This window comes from Arthrobacter rhombi (genome assembly GCF_900163545.1).
Taxonomy (GTDB): domain Bacteria; phylum Actinomycetota; class Actinomycetes; order Actinomycetales; family Micrococcaceae; genus Arthrobacter_H; species Arthrobacter_H rhombi_A.
On sequence record NZ_FUHW01000028.1, the window covers coordinates 53,526 to 75,880 of the forward strand.

The following is a 22,355-nucleotide window of genomic DNA, read 5'->3' on the forward strand; positions in this document are numbered from 1 at the left end:
GGCACGGTCCAGCCTTCTCCACACTATCGAATGCGCAGGTGCTTCAGTGCTTCGCGTTGACTCAGGCCCGAGAGCTCGGAGCGATGGCTGGCAACGAAGGAGCGGACCCAGGTTGGATCGGTTTTGGCGTATTCGCGTAAAGCCCAACCAATCGCCTTGCGGAGGAAGAAATCCTGTTCGGCCATATTCGGGTAGATGGCAGCTTCCAGCAGGCCGACGTCGGTGTCTTCCTTCGAGCTGAGCTGGGTGATGATGGCTATTCGACGTTTCCAATGGTTCGGATCCACCGCCCAGCGACGCAAGAGCGGATCCATCTGCTCGCGATGGTGGGCGAGCAGATGGGCGAACCTGCGGTGGCAATTATCGACGATGTCCCACCAGGCCCCGTCAACGACCATGTCTTCGAACAGGTCCAGGAACTCGAGTCGGCCCCTGCAGGACCGGTAAGCGGTGAGTTGTTGGGCGGCATACCATTGCTCGCGGCACTGGGCACCGTCCCACAACTTCCTGGCCTCGTCGAGTAGATCCTCCCAGCGGCTGACCCCCGTTTCGCGGACCGCCTCACGGACGATCCGCTGGACCGTGGGGGCGCGGACGCCGAAGAAGTCCATTTCGGTCTTCAGATAGCGCTGCATGGCTCCCGCCGCGGTCGGATCGGCGACGGCCGCCAACCGCGAGGTGATCAACTGCCCGAGTTCATCTGCCATGACTAGGGTGCGACGGGTCGGTTGAGGACCGGGAAGTTCACCGAGCGGGCGATGAAGCACAGCTGGTGCGCCCGTTCGTGGAGGGAATCGGCGAGGCCACGTTGGGACTCATCGGCCAACACGACGCGCGGACTCAGGAGGGCTTCAGTGAATTCGCCGCTCCCGTCACGGTTCAAGCGCAGGGTTCCGGCGGCGGAGTCCGTGTATCCGGTGACGTGGAGCCCATATTTCACCGCCACATGGAAGTAGGACAACATATGGCATTGGGCGAGGGCACCCAGCAGGAGTTGCTCGGGGTTCCACCGGTCGGAGTCGCCGTGGAAGGTCGGGTCCGCGGTCCCTGGCAGATCCGGTAACCCGGTTGCCCGCAAGAAATGTTCCCGGCCGTAGTCCCGATGACCGGTGGTCCCGGTGCCGTGGTTGCCCGTCCACTCGACGTCGACGCGGTATTGATGCAGATTCGGGTCCATGGCACCACTGTAGGCCCGAATCCTCGGACCCAGCCGGTTGCCCCGATCAGCCGCTCAGGAACTATCCGTCCACTGCCTGCGCGGCCAGGGCCCGGACCACCGCGTCGCGGCTTTCCACCAGCATCCGGCGCAAGGCAGGGCTTCCGGTACCCAGCTGATCCAAGAAGGCATCGGTGGCTTTCAACGTCGCCTCCGTCGTCTGGGCCATCGGGAACAAGCCGACGATGATCTGCTGGGCGATCTCCCAGCTCTTGGACTCCCAAACACCCTGGATGACCTGGAAGTACTTCGCGGCGAAGGGCTCCAACAGTGCTGGATCGTGGGCCTGCTTGAACCCGTTGATGGCCGAACGCTGATGGGTGTTGGAGAGCTCGCTGCCATCGATGATGGCCTCCCAGGCGGCCAGCTTCGCTTCGGCGGTGGGGATGGCTGCCCGGGCGACCTCGGCGGCCAGCCGGCCGTTGGCCGTATCGTCGGTGGCCAGTTCGGCCTCGATATCGGCTGCGCCGGCTCGCCCGCCGGCGACCAAGACGGTGAGCAGATGCCAGCGCAGGTCGGCGTCGATCTGCAGATCCTTCAGCTGCTGTTCGCCACCGAGCAGGGCAGCTACCGTATCCAGCTGGTCCGCGGTCCGTGAGCGTGAGGCCGCGGCCTTCACGAATTGGAGCTGCTTATCCGAGCCGGCCTCCGCGCTACGGGCCAACTCCCAGAGCTGATCGGCTGCCTGCTCACCCATCCGCTGGCGATCCTCGGCGCGCACGTAGTAGTCCAAGACGGTGTTCAGCTGGCCCAAGATGACCAAGACCACCGAAGAGTCGGATTCGTGGCCAATATTGCGCAGCACCAGTTCGACGAATTCGCGGGCAGGTGTTTCGGCGTCGCGGGCGGCATCCCACGCCGAACCCCAGACCAGGGTGCGGGGCAGCGAAGCCTCGAAATCCTTCAGATGCTTCATCGCCACCTGGAGTGAGGCGGGATCCAGACGGATCTTCGCATAGGCCAGGTCGTCGTCGTTCACCAGCACCAGGTCGGGGCGCTTCCTGCCCACGAAGGCCTCGACCTCGGTGCGCTCACCTGCGACATCGAGTTCCTGACGGTGGGTGCGGACCAGCTTTCCGGCTTCGTTCAGGTCATAGAAGCCCACTGCTGCCCGGTGCGGACGGATGGTGGGGTAATCCGCTGGGGCCGACTGGACGACGGCGAAGGAAGTGATCGTTCCGTCCTCGGCGGTAGCAATCTCGGCTTCGAGCTTATTGACGCCCGCCGTTTCAAGCCAGAGCCGGGTCCATTCGGAAAGGTCGCGACCACTGGAGGCCTCGAGCTCGCGCATCAGGTCGGGAAGTTCGGTGTTGGAGTAGGCATGTTTGGAGAAGTATTCGCGGACCCCCGCCATGAATTCCTTCTGGCCGACCCAGGCCACCAGCTGGCGCAGCACCGAGGCGCCCTTGGCATAGGTAATGCCGTCGAAGTTGACCTGTACGTCCTCCAGATCCTTGATTTCGGCCTTGATCGGGTGTGTTGAGGGCAGCTGGTCCTGGCGGTAGGCCCAGGACTTTTCCATGGAGGAGAACGTGGTCCAGGCCTGGCTGAACTCGGTGTTCTCCGCGGCGGCCAGCGCCGACATGAATTCGGCGAAGGACTCGTTGAGCCAGAGGTCGTTCCACCAGCGCATGGTCACCAGGTCCCCGAACCACATATGGGCCAGTTCGTGCAGGATGGTGATCGCCCGGCGTTCAATCATGGCATCGGTGGGACGGGACCTGAAGACATAGGACTCCAGGAAGGTGACGGCCCCGGCGTTTTCCATGGCCCCGGCGTTGAACTCCGGGACAAAGAGCTGGTCGTACTTCTCGAACGGGTAGGGCGTGCCGAACTGCTCCTCGTAGAACTCGAAGCCCTGGCGGGTCAGCGTGAAGATGTTCTCAGCATCCAGGTGCTCCATGATCGATTTGCGCGCGAAAACGCCCAACGGGATGGTCCGCCCATCGGAACTGGTCAGCTCGCTGCGCACCGCCTCATAGGGGCCGGCAATAAGGGCGGTGATATAGGAGGAGATCCGCGCGGTGGGGGAGAACGCCCAGGTGGCCTTTCCCTGGCCTGCGGGAGTCGGAGCCGGGGTGGGGGAGTTGGAGATGAGGTCCCAGTAGTCGGGGGCGGTGACGGTGAAGGAGAAGGCTGCCTTCAGGTCGGGCTGCTCAAAAACGGCGAACATCCGTCGTGAATCGGGGACCTCGAACTGGGAGTAGAGGTAGACCTCATCATCCACCGGGTCCACGAAACGGTGCAGGCCTTCGCCGGTATTCATATAGAGGGCGTCGGCGACGATGCGCAGCTCATTGCGGGCAGCGAGCTGCGGTAACTGGATGCGTACGCCGTCGCTGACCTGGCTCGGATCCAGTTCCACCCCGTTGAGGGTGACCGAATGGACGGTATCGGTGACCGCATCGATGAACGTGCTGGTTCCGGCGGTGGCCTCGAAGCTCACGGTTGTGGTGGAACCGAACACCTTCTCTCCGCGGGTGAGGTCCAGCTCGATGTCGTAGGTTTCGACGGTGACTAGCCCGGCGCGTTCACGCGCTTCGTCGCGGGTGAGATTCAATCCTGGCACGGTGATGCCTCCCTGTGGTCTTTCGCGGTTGATGGCGGTCCAGAGAGCGCGGATATCTGAAGCGATTCCTGAACATTACGGATATTGTCTCACTTAAACGGCGCGATGGCGCTACCTGGCGGAAGGAAATACCGGCAGTGTGTTCCGGGGCCCGTGTCCGGGCCCGCGGGCGCCGGATAGGATCGGTTCACGGGATCCGTCCCGCCACACCGCCTCGATGACCAGGAGAAGCACCGTGAACCAGACCCATGTCTACGTTGGCTGCGCGAAGGCCGGAACCGTCGAGACCTTCGCCTTCGATCCCGCAACAGGAACCTTGAGCCCCGCCGGCGAACCGGTTGGCGTGGAGGGGGTCCGCTCTTTGGCCTCGAGCCGGGAACGCGGATTGCTCTATGCCGGGGCCTCCAGCAAACCGCCGATGCTGAACGTCCTGGACATCGACGGCTCCACCGGCCGACTGAGCAACGCCGCCAGGGTCCAGCTGGCCGATAACACGGCCTATATCAGTCTGGATGCCGACGGTCAGACGGTCCGCAGCGCTTCCTACCACCATGACGCGGTGAACTCAGTGCCGCTCGACGCCGACGGCCTGCCGGCCGGTAATGCCCTGCGGGCGCCCAGCCCGGGGGAAAAAGCCCACAGCGTCCGTACGAGCCCCGATGGCCGCTACGTTTATGCTTCCTCGCTGGGCAGTGACCGTGTGGTCTGGTATTCCACCCAGACAGGGGAACTGACGCTGGCCGGGTCCCTCGATGCCCCGACCGGCTCGGGGCCGCGACACCTCCTCTTCAACGCCGACGCATCCCGGGTCTACGTCATCCATGAGATGTCCGGGGAAGTTGCCGCCCACGAACGGGATCCAGATACCGGGGCCCTCACCGAAATCCAGCGCATTGACACCGTCCCCGCCTCCCTGGGCCTCGTCCCCGGCTTCGCCCGCCATCCAGGAGGCCCGGTGCCCGGTCCCGACGCCATCTGGTGCGCCGATATCCGCATCGGGGGCCGGGGAAAATTCCTGTTCACCACCGAACGCTCAACCTCGACGGTTTCCACGTTCGCCATCGACCCCGATACCGGCAGGCTGGACTATCTGCGCACCACTGACACCGAAGAACAACCCCGCGGGGCCTGCGTGGATGCGGACGGTGAATACCTCTTTGTCTGCGGGGAACGTTCGGGCCACCTGAGCGCCTACAGCATTTCCCCGCACGACGGAAAACTCACGGCCACCGGACGGGCAGCCACCGGTGAGGGGCCCCTGTGGATCGAGGTCGTCGCCCCCTTGTAGGCTAGGAAACGTTCCCCTCCCACGGATGACCCGAAGGACATCATGCGCGTTCATATTGCCACCGACCATGCCGGACTCGAACTCAGCGCCCACCTGGTGGCGCATCTGCGCGGCGCCGGCCACGACGTCGTGGACCATGGCCCGACCTCCTACGATGCCGAGGACGACTACCCGGGATTCTGCATTAACGCCGCCGAAGCCGTCGCCGCCGAACAGGCCCGCGGACTGGATGCCTTGGGGATCGTGCTGGGAGGTTCGGGCAACGGCGAACAGATCGCCGCGAATAAGGTCAAGGGGATCCGCGCCGCCTTGGCCTGGAACCTGGACACCGCCCGACTGGCCCGCCAACACAACAACGCCAATATTGTTGCCGTGGGTGGGCGCCAGCACAGTATCGAAGAGGCCACTGGCCTGATCGACGCCTTCCTGGCCGAACCGTTCAGCGAAGCAGAACGCCATATTCGTCGAATCCAGCAGATCGGTGCCTACGAAACCACCGGCCAACTAGAGGACTAGGGTGCCCGAGGGCCACTCCGTCCACCGGCTTGCCCGCCAACTGGACGATGTTTTCGCCGGAGAAGTACTGCGGGTGTCGAGCCCGCAAGGAAGATTCACGGCAGGGGCCGCACTGCTAGACGGTCGTGAGCTCCTGGAGGCCACGGCCCACGGCAAGCAGCTGTTCGCCCGCTTCGCCGGCGAACAGATTCTGCGGGTCCATCTGGGGCTCTACGGTGCCTTCGGCTTCGGGGGAGACCAGGGTTTCCGGGGCGCTTCGAGCATCGGTGCCCCGCGACGCATCGGCGAGAAGGAGGCCTACGACGACGGGACTCCCGTCGCCTACGACGGACCTCCGGAACCGGTGGGCCACGTCAGAATGCGTCTGGTCTCCGAACACGGCTGGGCCGACCTGCGCGGCCCCTCGGTCTGCGAGGTGCTGACCGTGCCGGAGGCCGAAGCGGTTCGGGGGCGGTTGGGACCCGACCCGTTGGGGGCTGATACCGCTGCCGGGGAAGAGGAATTCCTCCGACGGATCGGGGCCACCGGTACCGTGATCGCCGCCGCGCTGATGAACCAGGCCCTGATTGCGGGGGTCGGAAATATCTACCGGGCCGAAGCACTCTTCCGTGCCGGACTCGACCCGTGGGCGCGAGGCCGCGACCTGCCGGTACCGGTGGTGCGCCGGTTGTGGCAGGATATCTGCGCGCTCATGGCCGATGGGGTCCGCGATGGCCGCATCATCACCACCCGGGCCCCAGACCGTGCCGACCCCGAAGCCCCGGTCTGGCCCGATCATGCCTACTACACCTACCAACGCCAGGGGCAGCCCTGTCTGATCTGCCGGACGCCGATCGGACTGGCCGAGCTGGCGGCGCGCAAACTCTATTGGTGTCCTGCCTGCCAGCCCCGCACGGGTCGGTCGGCCTAGCGACCCCGGATCCGGCCTCGGGCCGGCGTGTCTTGTTCGAAGGCGGCGATCAGCGCTTCGAACTCCGGTGCGTCTTGAGCCCGGTGACCACTTCCTGGCAGGATGCGATGGGCGGCCCCGTGCCGGATCAAAACCGCGGCGATTGCCTCATACTGTTCGTTCCAGCCGCCGGTGAGCACCAGGGTGGGCAGGGTCGCCATCAGATCCGGCGTGATGTTGTGACCCCATGGTGCCGGTTGGGTGCTGAACCGCCGGGCGTGGGGTTCATCCTGCTGCCAATCCTCCACCAGGGCGCGGCCGCCAAACATGAACGGTTTGACCAGTGCCCAATAACCGAAAAGGTCACCGGCGGCGGCCTTCTGCCGGGCCCGGGTCATCACCGCGATGTGCTCTTCCACCGCCGGAACGCCCCTGACGATATCGAAGAGCGCCGGCTCCAGCAGGACCAGCCGTGCCGGCCGCAGGTGCCCCGCGGCGATCGCCAGCAACGCAGGAATCGCACCCAAGGAGTGGGCAATGACGGTGACCGGCTCCGCCGTCGTCAGATTTCCCACCGTGGTGGTCCGCTGCTCCACGGGCGAGTCCGTGGCGAAGGCGACGTACAGCCCCTCTTCATCGGTGCAATGGGGCCAGGCGGCCCTGCCGGTGCGGTTGGCTCCCGGAACGTAGATGCGCATAGCCGGACATTAGCAGCCGGTTCCGCACCCCTTAACGACGAAGGGCCGCCCTAAGGCGGCCCAACGTATGTGGAGGGGATGACGGGAATCGAACCCGCGTCATCAGTTTGGAAGACTGAGGCTTTACCATTAAGCTACATCCCCGCAAAGACGGGCCTTGCGGCCCGTTGCTTGGACAACATTAGCAGTGGGTTCGGAGCACTGCAAAATTGACGCTCGTCCTCGTGCGGCGCATGCTCGGAAGGTCGGTATCCGACGTCGTGACGAAGCCCCGGGCAGCGGGGCATGGGGGGTGGAAGATGGCTGGACCCAGGAAAGTACCGGATCTGCGGATCCTGCAAGGACTCAGCGAGCTGGGACTGACGAACGAGCAGATCGCCGAGCGCTACGGGGTCACCGCAGCCGGCGTCCAACGGGCCCTGAATCGTGGGAAGGCCCGTGCGGGACGGCCTTCCTACCGTGACGTCCTGCCCTGGGCCGTCGAAACCGAGCACCACCGCAGCTCCGTCATGGCCCATGTGCGGGTCCTGCTGCGGCAGCGAGCGGGACAGGAGGTTCCGGTCGAGGAGGTCCAGGCCCTGCACGCGTGGCTGGATTGGGTGCAACGGCGAGGACTGGTGCTGAACTACCATCCGGAGGCCCCGCCGAATCGTGCATCGGCCGTCGGCGGCTTCTACTACATGGACCGTTTGCCCAGCGACGAATGGATCATTCGGCGGCCGGTCCTGGACATCGCCGAGGGCCTCTAGGGCCGGGCCCGTGCCATGCCGGGAAGTGGTGCCTGTCAGCAATTAGTTGTTCCGCGAGGATTCTGCGTAAACTAGCCTCTGCACCAATCGGGGTGTAGCTCAGCTTGGTAGAGCGCGCGCTTTGGGAGCGTGAGGTCGCAGGTTCAACTCCTGTCACCCCGACTCTGAACTTTCAGTCCCGTCAGCTCCACAACGGGGACGAGTGTGCAGTGTCTTTATAGCCCAGATCATTCAGGAGAGCTACGTAGTGAAGAGCGCCGTCGAAAACCTCACGCCCACCCGGGTCAAGCTCAATGTCGAGGTTCCCCTCACCGAATTGCAGCCGAACATCGACGCGGCCTACAAGTCCATCGCGGAGCAGATCAATGTTCCCGGCTTCCGCAAGGGCAAGGTCCCGAACCGCCTGATCGACCAGCGTGTCGGCCGCGGCTATGTGCTGGAGACGGCCATCAACGACGGGCTCAACGAGTTCTACCAGGAAGCGGTCCGTGAGACGGAGATCGTCCCGCTGTCCCGCCCCGAGGTTGAGATCACCGAGGTCCCGGAGCCGACGGCTACCGAGGGCAACCTGGTCTTTGATGTCCAGGTGGACATCCGCCCGAAGATCGAACTGCCGGAGTACTCGGGCCTGGAGGTCCAGGTCGACGCCGTCGAAGCCACCGAGGCCGACGTCGAGACCGCCATGGACGAACTGCGTGGACGCTTCGGCACCCTGAAGAACGTCGACCGCCCAGCGGACGACCAGGACTTCATCACCTTGGACCTCACCGCAACGGTGGAGGGCAATGAGGTCGACGCAGCCACCGATTTGTCCTACCAGGTCGGCTCGGGCACCATGCTCGATGGCCTCGACGAAGCAGTCACCGGCCTGTCCGCCGATGAGGATGCCACCTTCGAGACCAAGCTGGCCGGCGGCGAGCACGCCGGGGAAACCGCACAGGTCAAGGTGGTCATCAAGGCCGTCAAGGAGCGCGAGCTCCCGACCGCAGATGACGAGTTCGCCCAGCTGGCTTCCGAATTCGACACCATCGACGAACTGCGCGAGGACCTGACCCAGAAGGCCGCCGAGTCCAAGCTCGTCGATCAGGGAGTACAGGCCCGCGATAAGGTCATGGACAAGCTCACCGAGCTGGTGCCCGTTCCGGTTCCGGAGTCGGTGATCAACGAACAGGTTGAGCAGCACTTCGCCCAGGGCGGCGAGAACCCCGGTGAAGAGCACGACACCGAGGAGCACCGCGCCGAGGTCAAGACCAACACGGAGCGCGCCTTCCAGAACGAGGTCATCCTCGACGAGATCGCCGAAAAGGAGGAGGTAGGCGTTGAGCAGTCAGAGCTCATCGACTACATCGTCCAGAGCTCCAGCCAGTACGGCATGGATCCGAACCAGTTCGCCCAGATGCTCGACAGCGCCGGCCAGGTGCCGATGATGATCGGTGAGGTCCGCCGCCGCAAGGCGCTGGCCAAGGTCCTGGAACTGGCCAAGGTCACCGATACCGATGGCAAGGACGTCGACCTGACGGACTTCGTCCGGCCAGCCGGCGAAGAAGAAGACGAGTCCTCGGATTCTTCCGCCTCCTCGGCATCGTCAGCTTCGGCCGACTCAGCAGAGTCCGCCAAGTAACCACCGCGATGTAGAGCCGCCGATGAGCGGCCTCGGCGGGACTGCCCGAAAGGGTGGTCCCGCCGTCGTACTTTAAGCCGAAAGCACCTGCAGTTAAGCCACAGGCGATGGGCCCGTCACAGGGGTATGCGCCATCAGCGAACAGCGAATGATCGCGGGCGCGGCGCGCGTTGTGACTGCAGTAGTGTCAAGGAAAGCAAGCGCTACCGTACGTGGCCGGAAGAGCCACGTCGCATGGCACCCATGGAGAGGTATTCGAAAATGACGACGGAATCCCACACCCCGAAGATGGCCTCGGTCGATCCGGCCAGTCGCGAGGACTACATCTACAACCGGCTCCTCAAGGAGCGCATCATCTGGCTCGGCTCGGAAGTGAGCGACGAGTCGGCCAACGCCATCTCCTCCCAACTACTGCTGCTCTCGGCCGAGGACCCGGATAAGGACATCTTCCTGTACATCAACTCGCCGGGCGGCTCCATTACCGCCGGCATGGCGATCTTCGACACGATGAACTACATCCCCAACGATGTCGTCACCGTGGCCACCGGCCTGGCCGCCTCGATGGGGCAGTTCCTGCTCTCCTCGGGCACCAAGGGCAAGCGCTACGCCACCCCGAACGCGCGGATCCTGATGCACCAGCCCTCCGGCGGAATCGGCGGCACCGCTTCCGATATCCGCATCCAGGCGGAACTGATCCTGCATATGAAGAAGGTCATGTCCGAGCTCACCGCCGAACAGACCGGGCAGTCGCTGGAGACGATCCTGAAGGACAACGACCGCGATAAGTGGTTCACGGCCCCCGAGGCCCTGGAATACGGGTTCTTCGACCACATCGCCCAGAGCTCCGTTACGGTTTCCGGCGGCGGCGGAGTCAAGAACTAGCCATCCAGCCGACGAGCATCCCCACAGATCCCCAGGAGAAGAACATGAATTACACCGGCAACGAAGGCACCGCTGGCGACATGCCGTCCGCCCGCTACATCCTTCCTTCCTTCGAAGAGCGCACCCCCTACGGCTTCAAGCGCCAGGACCCCTACGCGAAGCTGTTCGAGGACCGCATCGTCTTCCTCGGCACGCAGGTCGACGACGCTTCGGCCGACGACGTGATGGCCCAGCTGCTCGTCCTGGAATCCATGGACCCCGAGCGCGACATCACCTTGTACATCAACTCACCCGGCGGCTCCTTCACCGCCATGACGGCGATCTACGACACGATGATGTTCATCCGCCCCGAGATCCAGACCGTCTGCCTGGGCCAGGCGGCCAGCGCCGCCGCGGTCCTGCTGGCAGCCGGTGCACCGGGTAAGCGTCTGGCGTTGCCCAACGCCCGCGTGCTGATCCACCAGCCGGCCATGGGCGGCGGGGAACGTGGCACGGCCACCGACCTGCAGATTCAGGCCGAAGAGGTCATGCGGATGCGCACCTGGTTGGAGACCACGCTCTCCGAGCAGAGCCATAAGACCCCCGAGCAGGTCGGCAACGATATCGAACGCGATCTGTTCATGACCGCGCAGGAAGCCAAGGAGTATGGCCTGATCGACGAGGTGCTCAGCCCTCGGAAGATCAAGCAGCAGGCCATCGGCAAATAGGAAGACGACGGCTTCAGTGACCGGACGTCCCGTAGGTTTTTCGCACCACGGGGCGTCCGGTCACCTATTCTGTCGGCCAATTCACCTAGAGTTGTAGGTAGACATCACCGCGCGGCGTCCGCCGCGAGGTTTCTGTATCACGTTAGGGGAAGAACACCATGGCTCGTATGGGTGAAAGCTCCGACCTGCTCAAGTGTTCGTTCTGCGGCAAAAGTCAGAAGCAGGTCCGTAAGCTCATCGCCGGTCCAGGCGTTTACATCTGCACCGAATGCATTGAACTGTGCAATGAGTTGATGGAGGAGGAGCTGGCCGAGATCGAGGCCGGCCCCGATTTCGAACTGCCGCGTCCCCGCGAGATCTTCGACTCGCTGCAGGAATACGTCATCGGCCAGGAAGGCGCCAAACGCTCCCTGTCGGTCGCCGTGTACAACCACTATAAGCGCATCCAATCGGGGGCCGGTTCCACCGCTGCAGCCCAATTGAGCGATGTGGACGCACTGGACGACGTCGAGGTCTCCAAGTCCAATATCCTGCTCATCGGTCCGACCGGTTGCGGCAAAACCTACCTCGCCCAGACGTTGGCCCGCAGGTTGAACGTGCCTTTCGCCGCTGCGGACGCCACGGCACTGACCGAGGCCGGCTATGTCGGTGAGGATGTCGAGAACATCCTGCTCAAGCTCCTCCAGGCCGCGGACTTCGACGTGAAGAAGGCCGAACAGGGCATCATCTACATCGACGAGATCGACAAGATTTCGCGTAAGTCAGAGAACCCCTCCATCACCCGTGATGTTTCCGGTGAGGGGGTGCAGCAGGCGCTGCTGAAGATCCTTGAAGGTACGGTCGCCTCGGTCCCGCCCCAGGGCGGCCGCAAACATCCGCACCAGGAGTTCATCCAGATCGACACATCGAACGTCTTGTTCATTGTCGCGGGGGCCTTCGGCGGCCTCGAGGAGATCATCGGCTCCCGGGCCGGCCAGAAGGGTATTGGTTTCGGTGCACCGCTGACCGCGCTGAACTCCGAGGACGCCAAATATTCGGATGTCCGCCCCGAGGACCTGCTCAAATTTGGTCTCATTCCCGAATTTATCGGCCGCCTGCCGGTGATCGCCACCGTGGAGAACCTGGACCGCGAGGCCCTGATCAAGATCCTGACCGAGCCGAAGAACGCCCTGGTGAAGCAGTACCAGAAGATGTTCCGTCTCGACGGGGTTGAGCTGACCTTCGAACTTGATGCCCTCGAAGCCATCGCCGACCTGGCGCTGGAACGCGGAACCGGCGCCCGCGGGCTGCGGGCGATCCTCGAAGAGACCCTCGGTTCGATTATGTTCGATCTGCCCGGCCGCGATGACATCGCCGAGGTCGTCATCACCGCAGAAGTAGTGCAGCAGGTCGGCGAACCGACGCTCATCTCGGCGGAAGTGGCCACGAAGCGGCGGAATAAGTCAGCCTGATCGGGGCGTTGTACTCAACGGAGGGCGGTGACCCAACCGTCACCACCGAGTACATGCTTCGACTTCAGGAGGAACACCTTGTCCAAGACCACGGCTGTAGATTTCTGGTTTGACCCGCTTTGCCCCTTCGCCTGGGCCACTTCCCGGTGGATCCTCGAGGTGGAGAAGGTCCGTGACATCAAAGTCGAGTGGCAGGTGATGAGCCTGGCGGTCCTGAATGAGGATAAGAACGTCGAGGGCGAATTCCCCCGGGGTCTGGACAGTGCGTGGGCCCCGGTGCGGGTCATCATCGCCGCAGAGCAAGCCCACGGTCAGGACGTCGTCGGCGAACTCTACACAGCCATGGGCGAATTGATCCATTACGCCGGTGTTGCTGACTATTCCGAGGTCATCACCCGGGCCCTCGAACGGGTCGGCCTCCCGGCAGAACTCGCCCAGGCCGGCGCGAACGACGAACACGATGCGGCCCTGCGGGCCAGTCACGAACGGGGCATCTCCCTGGTGGGCCAAGAGGTCGGCACCCCGGTCGTTGCGTTGAACGGCACCGCGTTCTTCGGGCCGGTCATCACCGAGATCCCCTCCGGTGAGGAAGCGGGGCAGCTGTTCGATGCCTCCGTCACCCTGGCATCGTTCCCGTACTTCTTCGAGCTCAAGCGCACCCGCTCCGGGGCACCGCAGTTCACGCAGGAACGCCAGCAATTCGCGCAGGTCGACGCCTCCTAACGAATTTTCGGCCCGGTACCGGGCCCAACAGAAGTGGCCCCGGCAGACCTTGCCGGGGCCACTTCTGTCACTGCTCCACGGGCCTAGCCTTGGGCGGTCGGCTCCTCAGCCGGGGCCAGCACCACATCGGAGACGACGAGTTCCTCGCCGCCGACCTGGAGATCCAACTCCACGGCGTTACCCGCGGCGAGCAGATCACCGAGACCGGCACGTACCCGATCCAAGGTGGCTTCAGGGCCCCGGACGACGCCGGAGAGGACCTGGGTGCGCTGTTTGACCTTGGCCTCGGACTTGGACTTGCGGATCCCGCCCAAGGCGTCCCCAACGGTTGGCAGAACACCGGTGTCGGCCCCCTCAACGGCACCGGTCAGGTGCGTATTGGTCGGCCAGGCTGACTGGTGGACCGACCCCGAACGCCACCATCCCCACACCTCTTCGGTAGCGAAGGGCAGGAACGGTGCGAAAAGGCGCAGCACGGCATCAAGGGTGGTTGCCAGGGCAGCCAGCACCGAGGCCTGCTCGGCGTCGCCACGGGCACCGTAGGCCCGGTCCTTGATGAGTTCGACGTAATCGTCGGTGAAGGACCAGAAGAACGTTTCCACGATGTCCAAGGCACGGGCGTAATCGTAGATCCCGAAGGCACGGTCGGCCTCTTCGATGACCTCCGAGAGCCGGGCCAGCAAGGACCGGTCCAGACCATTGGTGATCAGATGGGCATCGCCGTCCAGGACGTTCGCCTCGGTGGCACCGAGATTCAGGACGAACTTCGAGGCATTGAGGATCTTGATCGCCAGGCGGCGGCCAATCTTCATCTGGGCTACCTCGTAGGCGGTATCGGCCCCGAGCTTGGCCGAAGCTGCCCAATAACGCACGGCATCCGCGCCGAAGTCGTTCAGCACGTCGGTGGGGACCACCACATTGCCCTTGGACTTGGACATCTTCTTCCGGTCCGGGTCCAAGATCCAACCGGAAATGGCCGCATGCTTCCACGGGGCGCAATCGTGCAGGGCATCGCCACGCACTGCGGTGGAGAAGAGCCAGGTGCGGATGATGTCGTGGGCCTGGGGGCGCAGGTCGAACGGGAAGACCTTGGAGAAGAACTCGTCATCCCGGCTCCAGCGGCCCACGATCTGCGGGGTCAGCGAAGACGTCGCCCACGTATCGAGCACATCGGCATCCCCGGTGAAACCACCGGGAACATCACGCTGGTCCGCCGTATACCCCGGGGCCGTTTCGGCCACCGGGTCCACCGGCAACTGGGCGTCGTCGGGGACCACCGGGTGCTCATAATCGGGGTTGCCCTGGGCATCCAACGGGTACCAGACGGGGATGGGCACACCGAAGAAGCGTTGACGGGAGACCAGCCAGTCGCCGTTGAGCCCATTGACCCAATTCGTGTAGCGCGAGCGCATGAATTCCGGGTGGAACTCGATTTCCTGGCCGCGGGCGATCATGCGTTCGCGGCGCTGGGCGTCCCGGCCACCGTTGCGGATGTACCACTGCCGGGAGCTGACGACCTCCAGGGGCTTATCGCCCTTTTCGAAGAAGTTCACCGGGTGGGTGATCTTCCGCGGTTCGCCGTCGAGCAGTCGGGCCTCACTGAGCATCGTCGAGACGGCCTCCTTGGCGGAGAACACCGTTTTGCCGGCCAGCGAAGCGAAGGCCTCCCGTCCTGCCTCGGAGGTGATCCACTCGGGGGCCTGCCCCTGGATCCGGCCGTCCCGGCCGATGATGGCCCGGGTGGGCAACTGCAGTTCCCGCCACCAGGTGACATCGGTCAGGTCGCCGAAGGTGCAGACCATGGCGATGCCGGAGCCCTTATCCGCCTTGGCCAAGGGGTGGGGATACACCTGGACCTCAACATCGAACAGTGGGGAGGTGACTGTCTTCCCAAAGAGGGGCTGGTACCGCTCATCGTCGGGGTTGGCGACGAGACCGGCGCAGGCGGCCAGCAATTCGGGACGGGTCGTCTCGATGTGAATCTCGGTGCCGTCTTCGGCGAAGAACGGGAACCGGTAGTAGGCGCCGTCAACTTCGCGGTCCTCGAGCTCGGCCTGGGCAACCGCTGTCCGGAAGGTGACATCCCATAGGGTTGGTGCCTCGGCCATGTAGGCGTCGCCGTCGGTCAGGTTCCGGATGAAGGCCCGTTGGGAGACGGCGCGAGAAATGTCATCAATGGTGCGGTAGGTCAGGTTCCAGTCCACTGACAAGCCGAGGGTGCTGAAAAGGTGCTCGAAGACCTTCTCGTCCTCGACGGCCAGTTCCTCGCAGAGCTCAATGAACGTCCGACGGGAGACGACGTCCCAATCACGCTGGTTCTTCGCCGGCTTTTCCGGGGGGCGGTAGGCCGGGTCGTAGGCGGTCTTGGGATCGCAGCGCACACCGTAGAAGTTCTGCACCCGGCGTTCTGTCGGCAGACCGTTATCGTCCCAGCCCATGGGGTAGAAGACATTCTTGCCGCGCATCCGCTGGTAGCGGGCCAAAACGTCGGTCTGCGTGTAAGAGAACATGTGTCCCACGTGCAGGGATCCCGATGCCGTGGGCGGGGGAGTGTCGATCGAGTAGACCTCGTCGCGGGTCGTGTCGGGGTTGAAAGCGTAGGTACCCTCGTCACGCCACCGCTGTCCGAGCCGTTCTTCGAGGCCCTCCAGTGCTGGTTTGTCGGGGACGCTTACGGTAGCGGGCGTGTCTGTGCCCAAGTTCTGTTCAGCCATGCTCCCAGTATTCCATGTCGGCAGGTCAGGCCCGATTCGCGGCGCTGGACACCGTCTCGTCCACAGGATTTTTTGCGGGGCGGGCGTCGCGGAGGGATTCGGCCTACCATCGGGGTATGGGCAAGATCAGAATGCAGCGGGCCTACTCCGCACCAGACGGCGGCTATCGGATCCTGGTCGACCGACTCTGGCCCCGAGGCATCGCCAAAGAGGATGCCGAACTCGATGAGTGGGCCAAGGACATCGCCCCCTCCCCGGAATTGCGGACCTGGTTCAACCACCGGGAGCACCGCTTCGATGAATTCCGTGAGCAATACATCGCCGAACTCGAGGACGGGCCGGCGACCGAGGAAGCCGAAAGACTACTGGAGCTGATCAAAGATCAGGACGACGTCGTACTCGTCTATGCCACCAAAGACGAAGAACATAATAATGCCGTGGTCCTGCTCGAATTTCTGGACGAGAACCTCTGAGACCCACCCCGTTGGTGGGTCATCTCAGCGATCTGGACGTGCCGTGTCTTCAGATACCCGAGTGCCTGACCACGGTTCATCGGGGCGGGCCATGAACTCGGCCCACGCCAGTCGACGACGACGGTGCGGATCATTCTCCACATGGTCGGTATTTTCGATGATCAAGGTTGACCGGTTGAGGTCGTCATAGGCCGGCCACGTCGATGAGGTGGTCCCGGATTCGGCGAACCTCAGCCACCGTCCCCGCATCCGCTGGCCGGCACGGGCATAGGCTTCCCGGCCGCCGAGCGAGGTGATCATCCGTGCCATGGGGATGTCGGTTCTGTCGAAGAGAGCAAACATTTCCACCCCATGGGCGGCATCCAGACCGACCATCTTGAGCAGCCGTGGCGCGAAGTCGAAGCGATACACATGGACGGGCGCGAAACGGCAGTGCAGTTCGGCGAACCGGATGCTCGGGTACCAGAACCCGTAGTCCCCGCTGAACTCCGTTGCCGATGTGGGATTCGGTAGACCCGGATACGCCGCACGCATCACGTGCCGCGCCTGCCGGGGCGAACGGGCGAAAACGCCAGTGATACGGGAGGGGGAACTGGGCAAAATATCCCATCTGCCGTGGAAGACCGAACCTTCACGTTCGTTGGTGCCGATGATCAGCGGTACACGCGCCGCACGGCCGGCACGGACCGCTTCGATCGGGTGCTCGGGCACATAGGTTCCGTCGATGACCGGTGCGAAACAGAAACCTCCGGGGTAGGCGTCCGGAATGCGGGTTTGCAAGATCTTGGCCGCGGCCAACAAATCGCTGACAGAACCGTTGAGTAGAAGATCCGGTACCGGGTCGGCCTCGGGACCGGGCCGGCCCTGGCCATCATGCTGGTCACCGAGGATCTGCAGGAACTCGGCCGCCCACAGCGCCGCGAGCGCCGGAGGGTAGACGGCATCAGCAGGGGCACTTTGGGCGATGGCCCGGAGGAATAATCCGTGGGCGCTCGGGGTGGCCAGTAGCGTGGTCACCGCATTCCCGCCGGCCGACTCCCCAAACACCGTCACCCGGTCCGGGTCGCCGCCAAAAGCGGCGATGTTCTCCTGAACCCATTCCAGTGCGGCCACCTGATCGCGGAGACCGAGATTGCTGTCGATGGGACGTTCGGGGGTGGAGTAGCGGCTGAAATCCAGATAACCCAACGGCCCCAAACGGTAATTGAAGTTCACATAGATGGCCCGCCCCGTGCCAGCGAAACCTTCCCCCTGCCCCGAAAAGTCCCGCGAGGATCCTTGAAAATAGCCGCCCCCGTGAATGAAAACCATGACGGGGAGGGAATCGGCATCCGCCAACGCCGGGACCGGTACCTGGACGTTGATGCTCAAACAGTCCTCATTGGTTGCTTCGGCGGACCCCAGGGCAGACCGGTGGGTTCGGGTCGGTTGGGGCGCCATCGGCCCGAAGCGTGTCCCGTCCCTGATTCCCGACCAGCCGACCGGTGGTGCTGGGGCCCTGAACCTGAGGGGCCCCACCGGCGGTGCGGCATAGGGGATGCCACGCCAGGTGAACACGTTGCCTTCCCGCACCCCGCGGACCACCCCACCGGCGACCCGAACATCCGGCATCCCCGTAGCGCCCGGGGTGCCCGGGGCAGGGAACCAGTGATCGCCGTCGTGCCCTGATGTCACTTTCGGCTGGCGCATCGTGTTCAACAGCTTTCGGGTGGGGAACCGGTGCCCGCAGGCACCGGTGTTCCGCGGGGGATGAAGACCTGTCTTTACAGACTTCCACCGGTGGTGGTGCAGGTCCACAGTTGCCCGGAGCATGATTCGCTCCCGTGGCCTCGCTAGGCTGGTGCCATGACGTCAACGACCCAGCAGTCCAGGAAAAGTGCAGTGGTGACCGGTGCCAGTACCGGAATCGGTGAGGCCACGGCCCGTCGGCTGGCCGCCGAGGGCTGGAAGGTCTTCGCCGTGGCTCGCCGGGCGGACCGGCTCGAGGCACTGGCCGGGGAAACGGGAGTCACCCCGGTGGCAGCGGATATCAGTAGCGAAGAGGACGTCGCCCGACTCCTGGCGGTAGTGACCGATGCCGGCGGGGTCGACACCCTGATCAATATTGCCGGTGGGGCCCGCGGTGTCGAGAGGATCGGTGCGGCACAAACTGCCGACTGGGACTGGATGTACCGGGTGAACGTGTTGGGGACCATGAACATGATCCGCGCCTTTCTGCCCATGCTGCGGGCCCACGGCGAAGGAACGATCCTGAACCTCACCTCCACCGCAGCCCTGGGCGGATATGAAGGAGGCGGCGGATATAACGCCGCAAAATTTGCCCAACAGGGCCTCACCCAGGCGCTCCGGCTCGAAGAAGCCGAAAACAACATTCGCGTGATCGAGGTCGTCCCCGGGCTGGTCCACACCGAAGAATTCGCGCTGAGCCGGCTCGGAGGGGACCAGGACGCTGCCGATCAGGTCTACGCGGGGGTGGCCCAACCCCTGACCGGCCACGACGTCGCCGACGTGGTGGCCTATTCCGTCACCCTCCCGCATCACATCAACCTTGATCAGATCGTCGTGCGGCCCGTCGCCCAGGCGGCCAATCACAAGTTGATCCGCACCACGTGATACGCGGCCCACTGCATGTGATCGCCTGCGCCCATGGCACGGATCATCCCCGCGGGCGGCAGCTGATCGACCAGCTGCGCGGCCAGGTCGCCGAACTCCTCACGGACCAGCAAACAACCAACGGCTGGCAGGTTCAGATCCACGAGGCCTACGTCGACGTCCAAGACCCGGGCCTGGCCTCTGTTGTGGAACGCCTCCCGGCCGGGGAACCGGCAGTGGTGCTGCCGCTGCTGCTCTCGCTGGGAATCCACACCAGTGTCGATGTTGCCGAGGCCGTGGCCTCGCGGCGGAACACCATCGCTGCCGAGCCCATCGGAGCCGACCCCCGGCTGGCCCAGCTGATGGCCCGCCGGCTGGCAGCAGCGGGCTGGACAACGCAGGACGCCGTGGTGCTGGCCTCGGCAGGGACCCGCGTGGAGTCGGGCCAAGAGCAGGCCAAGGACAGCGCAGCAACCCTCGCCGGCCTTCTGCAGACCCCCGTTCAGGCAGCATTTTGTTCGGCTGCCGCACCCCGGGTCGGGGACGCGGTGGACCGGTTGGCCCAGCAAAGACCAGGAACGCGGGTCGGTGTCGTTTCTTACCTCTTGGCTCCCGGTTTCTTCCAGGAACGCCTCGAAGCCGTCGGAGCAAATTATGTGACTGCACCATTGCTCCCCGACGTCACGGTTGCCGAATGTGTCGTCGCAAGACTCCAAACTGCCCTGTCGGAGGCTGTTTTCGCGGCTGACTGAGGTCAAAAAAAGCAACGTGTCGGCTGATGACCTGCGGGCGCGACAGCGGTGAAAACCGGGCCCTAGGCTCACAGTCATGACTCAGGCAACCGATACCCAGCCAGCTTCCGGCCCGCCCCGGTCCCGTCCGCCAGCCAAGCCCCACGGCCAATGGAAAGTGGACGGGACCACCCCGTTGAACTCCAATGAGGAATGGAAACAGCACGACGACGGGCTCAATGTCCGCGAACGCATCGAGACGATCTACGCTCGTCACGGCTTCGACTCGATCGACCCCGAGGACCTGCACGGACGCTTCCGCTGGTGGGGCCTCTACACCCAACGCAAACCGGGGATCGACGGCGGGAAGACTGCGACCCTGGAACCGCACGAACTCGAGGACCGCTACTTCATGATGCGGGTGCGCATCGACGGCGGCGCCCTGAGCACCGAACAACTGCGCGTCATCGGTTCCATCTCCACCGAATTCGCCCGCGACACCGCAGATGTCACCGACCGGCAGAACATCCAACTGCACTGGGTTGATGTGAGTGACGTCCCCGAAATCTGGAGGCGACTGGAATCCGTCGGCCTGAACACCACCGAAGCCTGCGGCGACGTCCCCCGCGTCATTCTCGGGTCACCGGTGGCGGGGATCGCCGCCGACGAGATCCTGGACCCCACCCCGGCCATCGAGGAGATCGCCGAACGGTACATCGGCAACCCGCTGTATTCGAATCTTCCGCGAAAATTCAAAACCGCGATCACCGGGCACCCCTCCCTGGACGTCGTCCACGAGATCAACGACATCTCCCTGGTCGGGGTCCGCCACCCCGAACTCGGTGCCGGCTACGACCTGTGGGTCGGCGGAGGGCTGTCCACCAACGGGCGGCTGGCCGAACGGCTGGGTGCCTTCGTCGCACCGGAGCAGGCAGCCCCGGTCTGGGAAGGCGTGGTCGGAATTTTCCGTGACTACGGCTACCGCCGGCTCCGCAATAAGGCGCGACTGAAATATCTGATGGCCGATTGGGGGCCGGAGAAGTTCCGTGAGGTGCTCGAACGCGAATACCTCGGGCACCCGCTGCCCGACGGTCCGGCCCCCGAACCCACCACCGTTCCCGGCGACCACAGCGGGGTGCACCAGCAAAAAGACGGTCTCTTCTACCTGGGCGCCACCACCAGCATGGGCCGGCTCTCCGGAACCCGGCTGACCGCCTTGGCCGAGCTGCTCGAACGGCACGGTTCGGGCCGTGTGCGCACCACACCCCACCAGAAGATCGTCGTCCTGGACATCCAGGAGAACGACGTTGAAGCGGTGATCACCGGTTTGCGCGAGCTCGGCCTCGAAACCCGCCCCTCCGTGGTGCGCCGATCGGCGATCGCCTGCACCGGCATCGAATACTGCAAGCTGGCGATCGTGGACACCAAGGATACTGCGGCCGCAGCCGTGGAAAGCCTCGAGGACCGGCTGGCGGATCTTGAAGGGAAGATGCCGCGCAAACTCAGTCTCCACGTCAACGGTTGCCCGAACTCCTGCGCCCGCGTCCAAACAGCGGATATCGGGTTGAAGGGACAACTCCTACCCGACGGGGAGGGAGGCCAAAAAGCTGGTTTCCAAGTCCACCTGGGCGGCGGCCTGGCCGATGAAACCCGTGAGGAAGCCGGCCTGGGCCGAACCGTTCGCGGGCTCAAGGTCGCTGCCGACGATCTCCCCGATTATGTGGAGCGGCTCGTGCGCACCTTTGCCGACGAATCCACCGAGGGCGAGACCTTTGCCGAATGGGCGCATCGCGCCGACGACGGGAGCCTGCTGTGAGCGGGCCGTCCACGAATCTGGATCAGTTACGTGCACTGGCCGCCAGCGGTGCCGCCGAACTCGGGTTCGACGCTCCGAGCCATGACGTCCTTGACTGGGTAGCCCGGCACTTCTCCACCCCAGAAGCCGCCGTCGCCTGCTCCATGGCCGATGCGGTGCTGCCGCATCTGGTCTCCGGAACCCTCCCCGGGATCGACGTCCTGTTCCTGGACACCGGCTACCACTTCGCCGAAACCCTGGCGACCCGGGACGACGTCGCCCGCAGGCTCGACGTGAACCTCGTCGACGTCCGGCCCGAACAGGATGTGGCCAGCCAGGATGCCGCCGAGGGCAAGGACCTTTTCGCCACCAACCCGGCACGATGCTGCGCCCTGCGCAAGGTCGACCCGCTGAACCGAGCCCTGGCCGGGTACCGGCTCTGGTTCACCGGTGTCCGCCGGGAGGAGGCTCCCACCCGCACCAACACCCCGTTGATCGATTTCGATGAAGCCCACTCACTGGTGAAGGTCAACCCGCTGGCCGGATGGAGCTTCGAGGAACTGAACGACTACTCCATCCGGAACCAGCTCCCGCGGAACCTGCTGCTTGACCAGGGGTATCCCTCGATCGGTTGCCAGCCCTGTACCCGACAGGTAGCCCCCGGGGAGGACCCCCGGGCGGGCCGCTGGTCGGGACAACCCAAAACAGAATGCGGCATCCATGTCTGACCCCGGACCGTGC

Annotated in this window: 20 protein-coding genes and 2 tRNA genes; 15 read left to right on the forward strand and 7 right to left on the reverse strand. The window is 64.3% G+C overall.

Annotation, left to right across the window (positions count from 1 at the left end):
* Positions 1-23: 23 nt before the first annotated feature.
* The 3 genes from FM101_RS08290 to pepN form a co-directional block, all read right to left on the reverse strand.
* Entirely contained in the window at positions 24-707 is a 684-nt protein-coding gene (locus tag FM101_RS08290; RefSeq protein WP_086998186.1) for a DNA alkylation repair protein, read from the reverse strand.
* A 2-nt stretch (positions 708-709) separates the two neighbouring features.
* On the reverse strand, positions 710-1,177 hold the full coding sequence (locus FM101_RS08295; protein WP_086998189.1) for an OsmC family protein: 468 nt from the start codon (positions 1,175-1,177) through the stop codon (positions 710-712).
* Between the two features lie 61 nt (positions 1,178-1,238).
* Positions 1,239-3,785: an aminopeptidase N gene (gene pepN, locus FM101_RS08300; protein WP_245806656.1), complete on the reverse strand. Its 2,547-nt coding sequence runs from the start codon at positions 3,783-3,785 to the stop codon at positions 1,239-1,241.
* A gap of 235 nt (positions 3,786-4,020) precedes the next feature.
* Here pepN and FM101_RS08305 point away from each other — a divergent pair, with 235 nt between their 5' ends.
* The 3 genes from FM101_RS08305 to FM101_RS08315 are packed head-to-tail and all read left to right on the forward strand — an operon-like array spanning position 4,021 to position 6,499.
* Positions 4,021-5,073, forward strand: coding sequence for a lactonase family protein (locus FM101_RS08305; RefSeq protein ID WP_179204274.1), 1,053 nt, complete (start codon positions 4,021-4,023; stop codon positions 5,071-5,073).
* 42 nt (positions 5,074-5,115) lie between these two features.
* Positions 5,116-5,589: a ribose-5-phosphate isomerase gene (locus FM101_RS08310; RefSeq protein WP_086998194.1), complete on the forward strand. Its 474-nt coding sequence runs from the start codon at positions 5,116-5,118 to the stop codon at positions 5,587-5,589.
* Position 5,590: 1 nt separating this feature from the next.
* The gene (locus FM101_RS08315; protein ID WP_086998197.1) at positions 5,591-6,499 is read left to right on the forward strand and encodes an Fpg/Nei family DNA glycosylase; all 909 of its coding nucleotides are present in this window, start codon (positions 5,591-5,593) and stop codon (positions 6,497-6,499) included.
* Here the strand turns inward: FM101_RS08315 and FM101_RS08320 are convergent.
* Both FM101_RS08320 and FM101_RS08325 read right to left on the reverse strand, forming a co-directional pair.
* Positions 6,496-7,176: an alpha/beta fold hydrolase gene (locus tag FM101_RS08320; protein WP_086998200.1), complete on the reverse strand. Its 681-nt coding sequence runs from the start codon at positions 7,174-7,176 to the stop codon at positions 6,496-6,498. The genes FM101_RS08315 and FM101_RS08320 overlap by 4 nt on opposite strands.
* A gap of 70 nt (positions 7,177-7,246) precedes the next feature.
* Positions 7,247-7,320: transfer RNA gene (locus tag FM101_RS08325), tRNA-Gly, on the reverse strand.
* A gap of 155 nt (positions 7,321-7,475) precedes the next feature.
* Here FM101_RS08325 and FM101_RS08330 point away from each other — a divergent pair.
* From FM101_RS08330 to FM101_RS08360, 7 genes are all read left to right on the forward strand, one after another.
* Positions 7,476-7,925, forward strand: coding sequence for a hypothetical protein (locus tag FM101_RS08330; protein ID WP_086998203.1), 450 nt, complete (start codon positions 7,476-7,478; stop codon positions 7,923-7,925).
* Positions 7,926-8,013: 88 nt separating this feature from the next.
* Positions 8,014-8,087 (forward strand) — tRNA-Pro (locus tag FM101_RS08335).
* An 85-nt stretch (positions 8,088-8,172) separates the two neighbouring features.
* A complete protein-coding gene (gene tig, locus FM101_RS08340) occupies positions 8,173-9,546 on the forward strand; it encodes a trigger factor (protein ID WP_086998206.1) in 1,374 nt (457 codons plus the stop codon).
* Positions 9,547-9,834: 288 nt separating this feature from the next.
* On the forward strand, positions 9,835-10,428 hold the full coding sequence (locus FM101_RS08345) for an ATP-dependent Clp protease proteolytic subunit (protein ID WP_086998274.1): 594 nt from the start codon (positions 9,835-9,837) through the stop codon (positions 10,426-10,428).
* A 44-nt stretch (positions 10,429-10,472) separates the two neighbouring features.
* Positions 10,473-11,135, forward strand: a complete 663-nt coding sequence (locus FM101_RS08350; RefSeq protein WP_086998208.1) for an ATP-dependent Clp protease proteolytic subunit — start codon at positions 10,473-10,475, stop codon at positions 11,133-11,135.
* Positions 11,136-11,293: 158 nt separating this feature from the next.
* Positions 11,294-12,586 carry an ATP-dependent Clp protease ATP-binding subunit ClpX gene (gene clpX / locus FM101_RS08355; protein ID WP_086998211.1) on the forward strand — a complete coding sequence of 431 codons (1,293 nt, stop codon included), beginning with the start codon at positions 11,294-11,296 and terminating at the stop codon, positions 12,584-12,586.
* Positions 12,587-12,664: 78 nt separating this feature from the next.
* A complete protein-coding gene (locus FM101_RS08360; RefSeq protein ID WP_086998214.1) occupies positions 12,665-13,309 on the forward strand; it encodes a DsbA family protein in 645 nt (214 codons plus the stop codon).
* An 83-nt stretch (positions 13,310-13,392) separates the two neighbouring features.
* Here the strand turns inward: FM101_RS08360 and valS are convergent, their stop codons facing one another.
* Complete coding sequence (gene valS, locus FM101_RS08365; RefSeq protein WP_086998217.1) at positions 13,393-16,023, reverse strand: valine--tRNA ligase; 2,631 nt, start codon at positions 16,021-16,023, stop codon at positions 13,393-13,395.
* A 116-nt stretch (positions 16,024-16,139) separates the two neighbouring features.
* Here valS and FM101_RS08370 point away from each other — a divergent pair, with 116 nt between their 5' ends.
* A complete protein-coding gene (locus tag FM101_RS08370; protein WP_086998220.1) occupies positions 16,140-16,496 on the forward strand; it encodes a DUF488 domain-containing protein in 357 nt (118 codons plus the stop codon).
* 24 nt (positions 16,497-16,520) lie between these two features.
* Here the strand turns inward: FM101_RS08370 and FM101_RS08375 are convergent, their stop codons facing one another.
* Positions 16,521-18,185 (reverse strand): carboxylesterase/lipase family protein, encoded by a 1,665-nt coding sequence (locus FM101_RS08375; RefSeq protein ID WP_218778270.1) that lies wholly within the window; start codon positions 18,183-18,185, stop codon positions 16,521-16,523.
* 156 nt (positions 18,186-18,341) lie between these two features.
* Between FM101_RS08375 and FM101_RS08380 the strand changes: the two genes are divergently transcribed.
* The 4 genes from FM101_RS08380 (at position 18,342) to FM101_RS08395 (ending at position 22,342) form a co-directional block, all read left to right on the forward strand.
* Complete coding sequence (locus FM101_RS08380; protein ID WP_086998226.1) at positions 18,342-19,109, forward strand: SDR family oxidoreductase; 768 nt, start codon at positions 18,342-18,344, stop codon at positions 19,107-19,109.
* Complete coding sequence (locus FM101_RS08385; RefSeq protein WP_245806657.1) at positions 19,106-19,840, forward strand: sirohydrochlorin chelatase; 735 nt, start codon at positions 19,106-19,108, stop codon at positions 19,838-19,840. Before FM101_RS08380 ends, FM101_RS08385 begins: the two co-directional genes overlap by 4 nt.
* A gap of 76 nt (positions 19,841-19,916) precedes the next feature.
* Positions 19,917-21,635, forward strand: a complete 1,719-nt coding sequence (locus FM101_RS08390) for a nitrite/sulfite reductase (protein WP_086998230.1) — start codon at positions 19,917-19,919, stop codon at positions 21,633-21,635.
* On the forward strand, positions 21,599-22,342 hold the full coding sequence (locus tag FM101_RS08395; protein ID WP_086998233.1) for a phosphoadenylyl-sulfate reductase: 744 nt from the start codon (positions 21,599-21,601) through the stop codon (positions 22,340-22,342). Before FM101_RS08390 ends, FM101_RS08395 begins: the two co-directional genes overlap by 37 nt.
* Positions 22,343-22,355 lie beyond the last annotated feature (13 nt).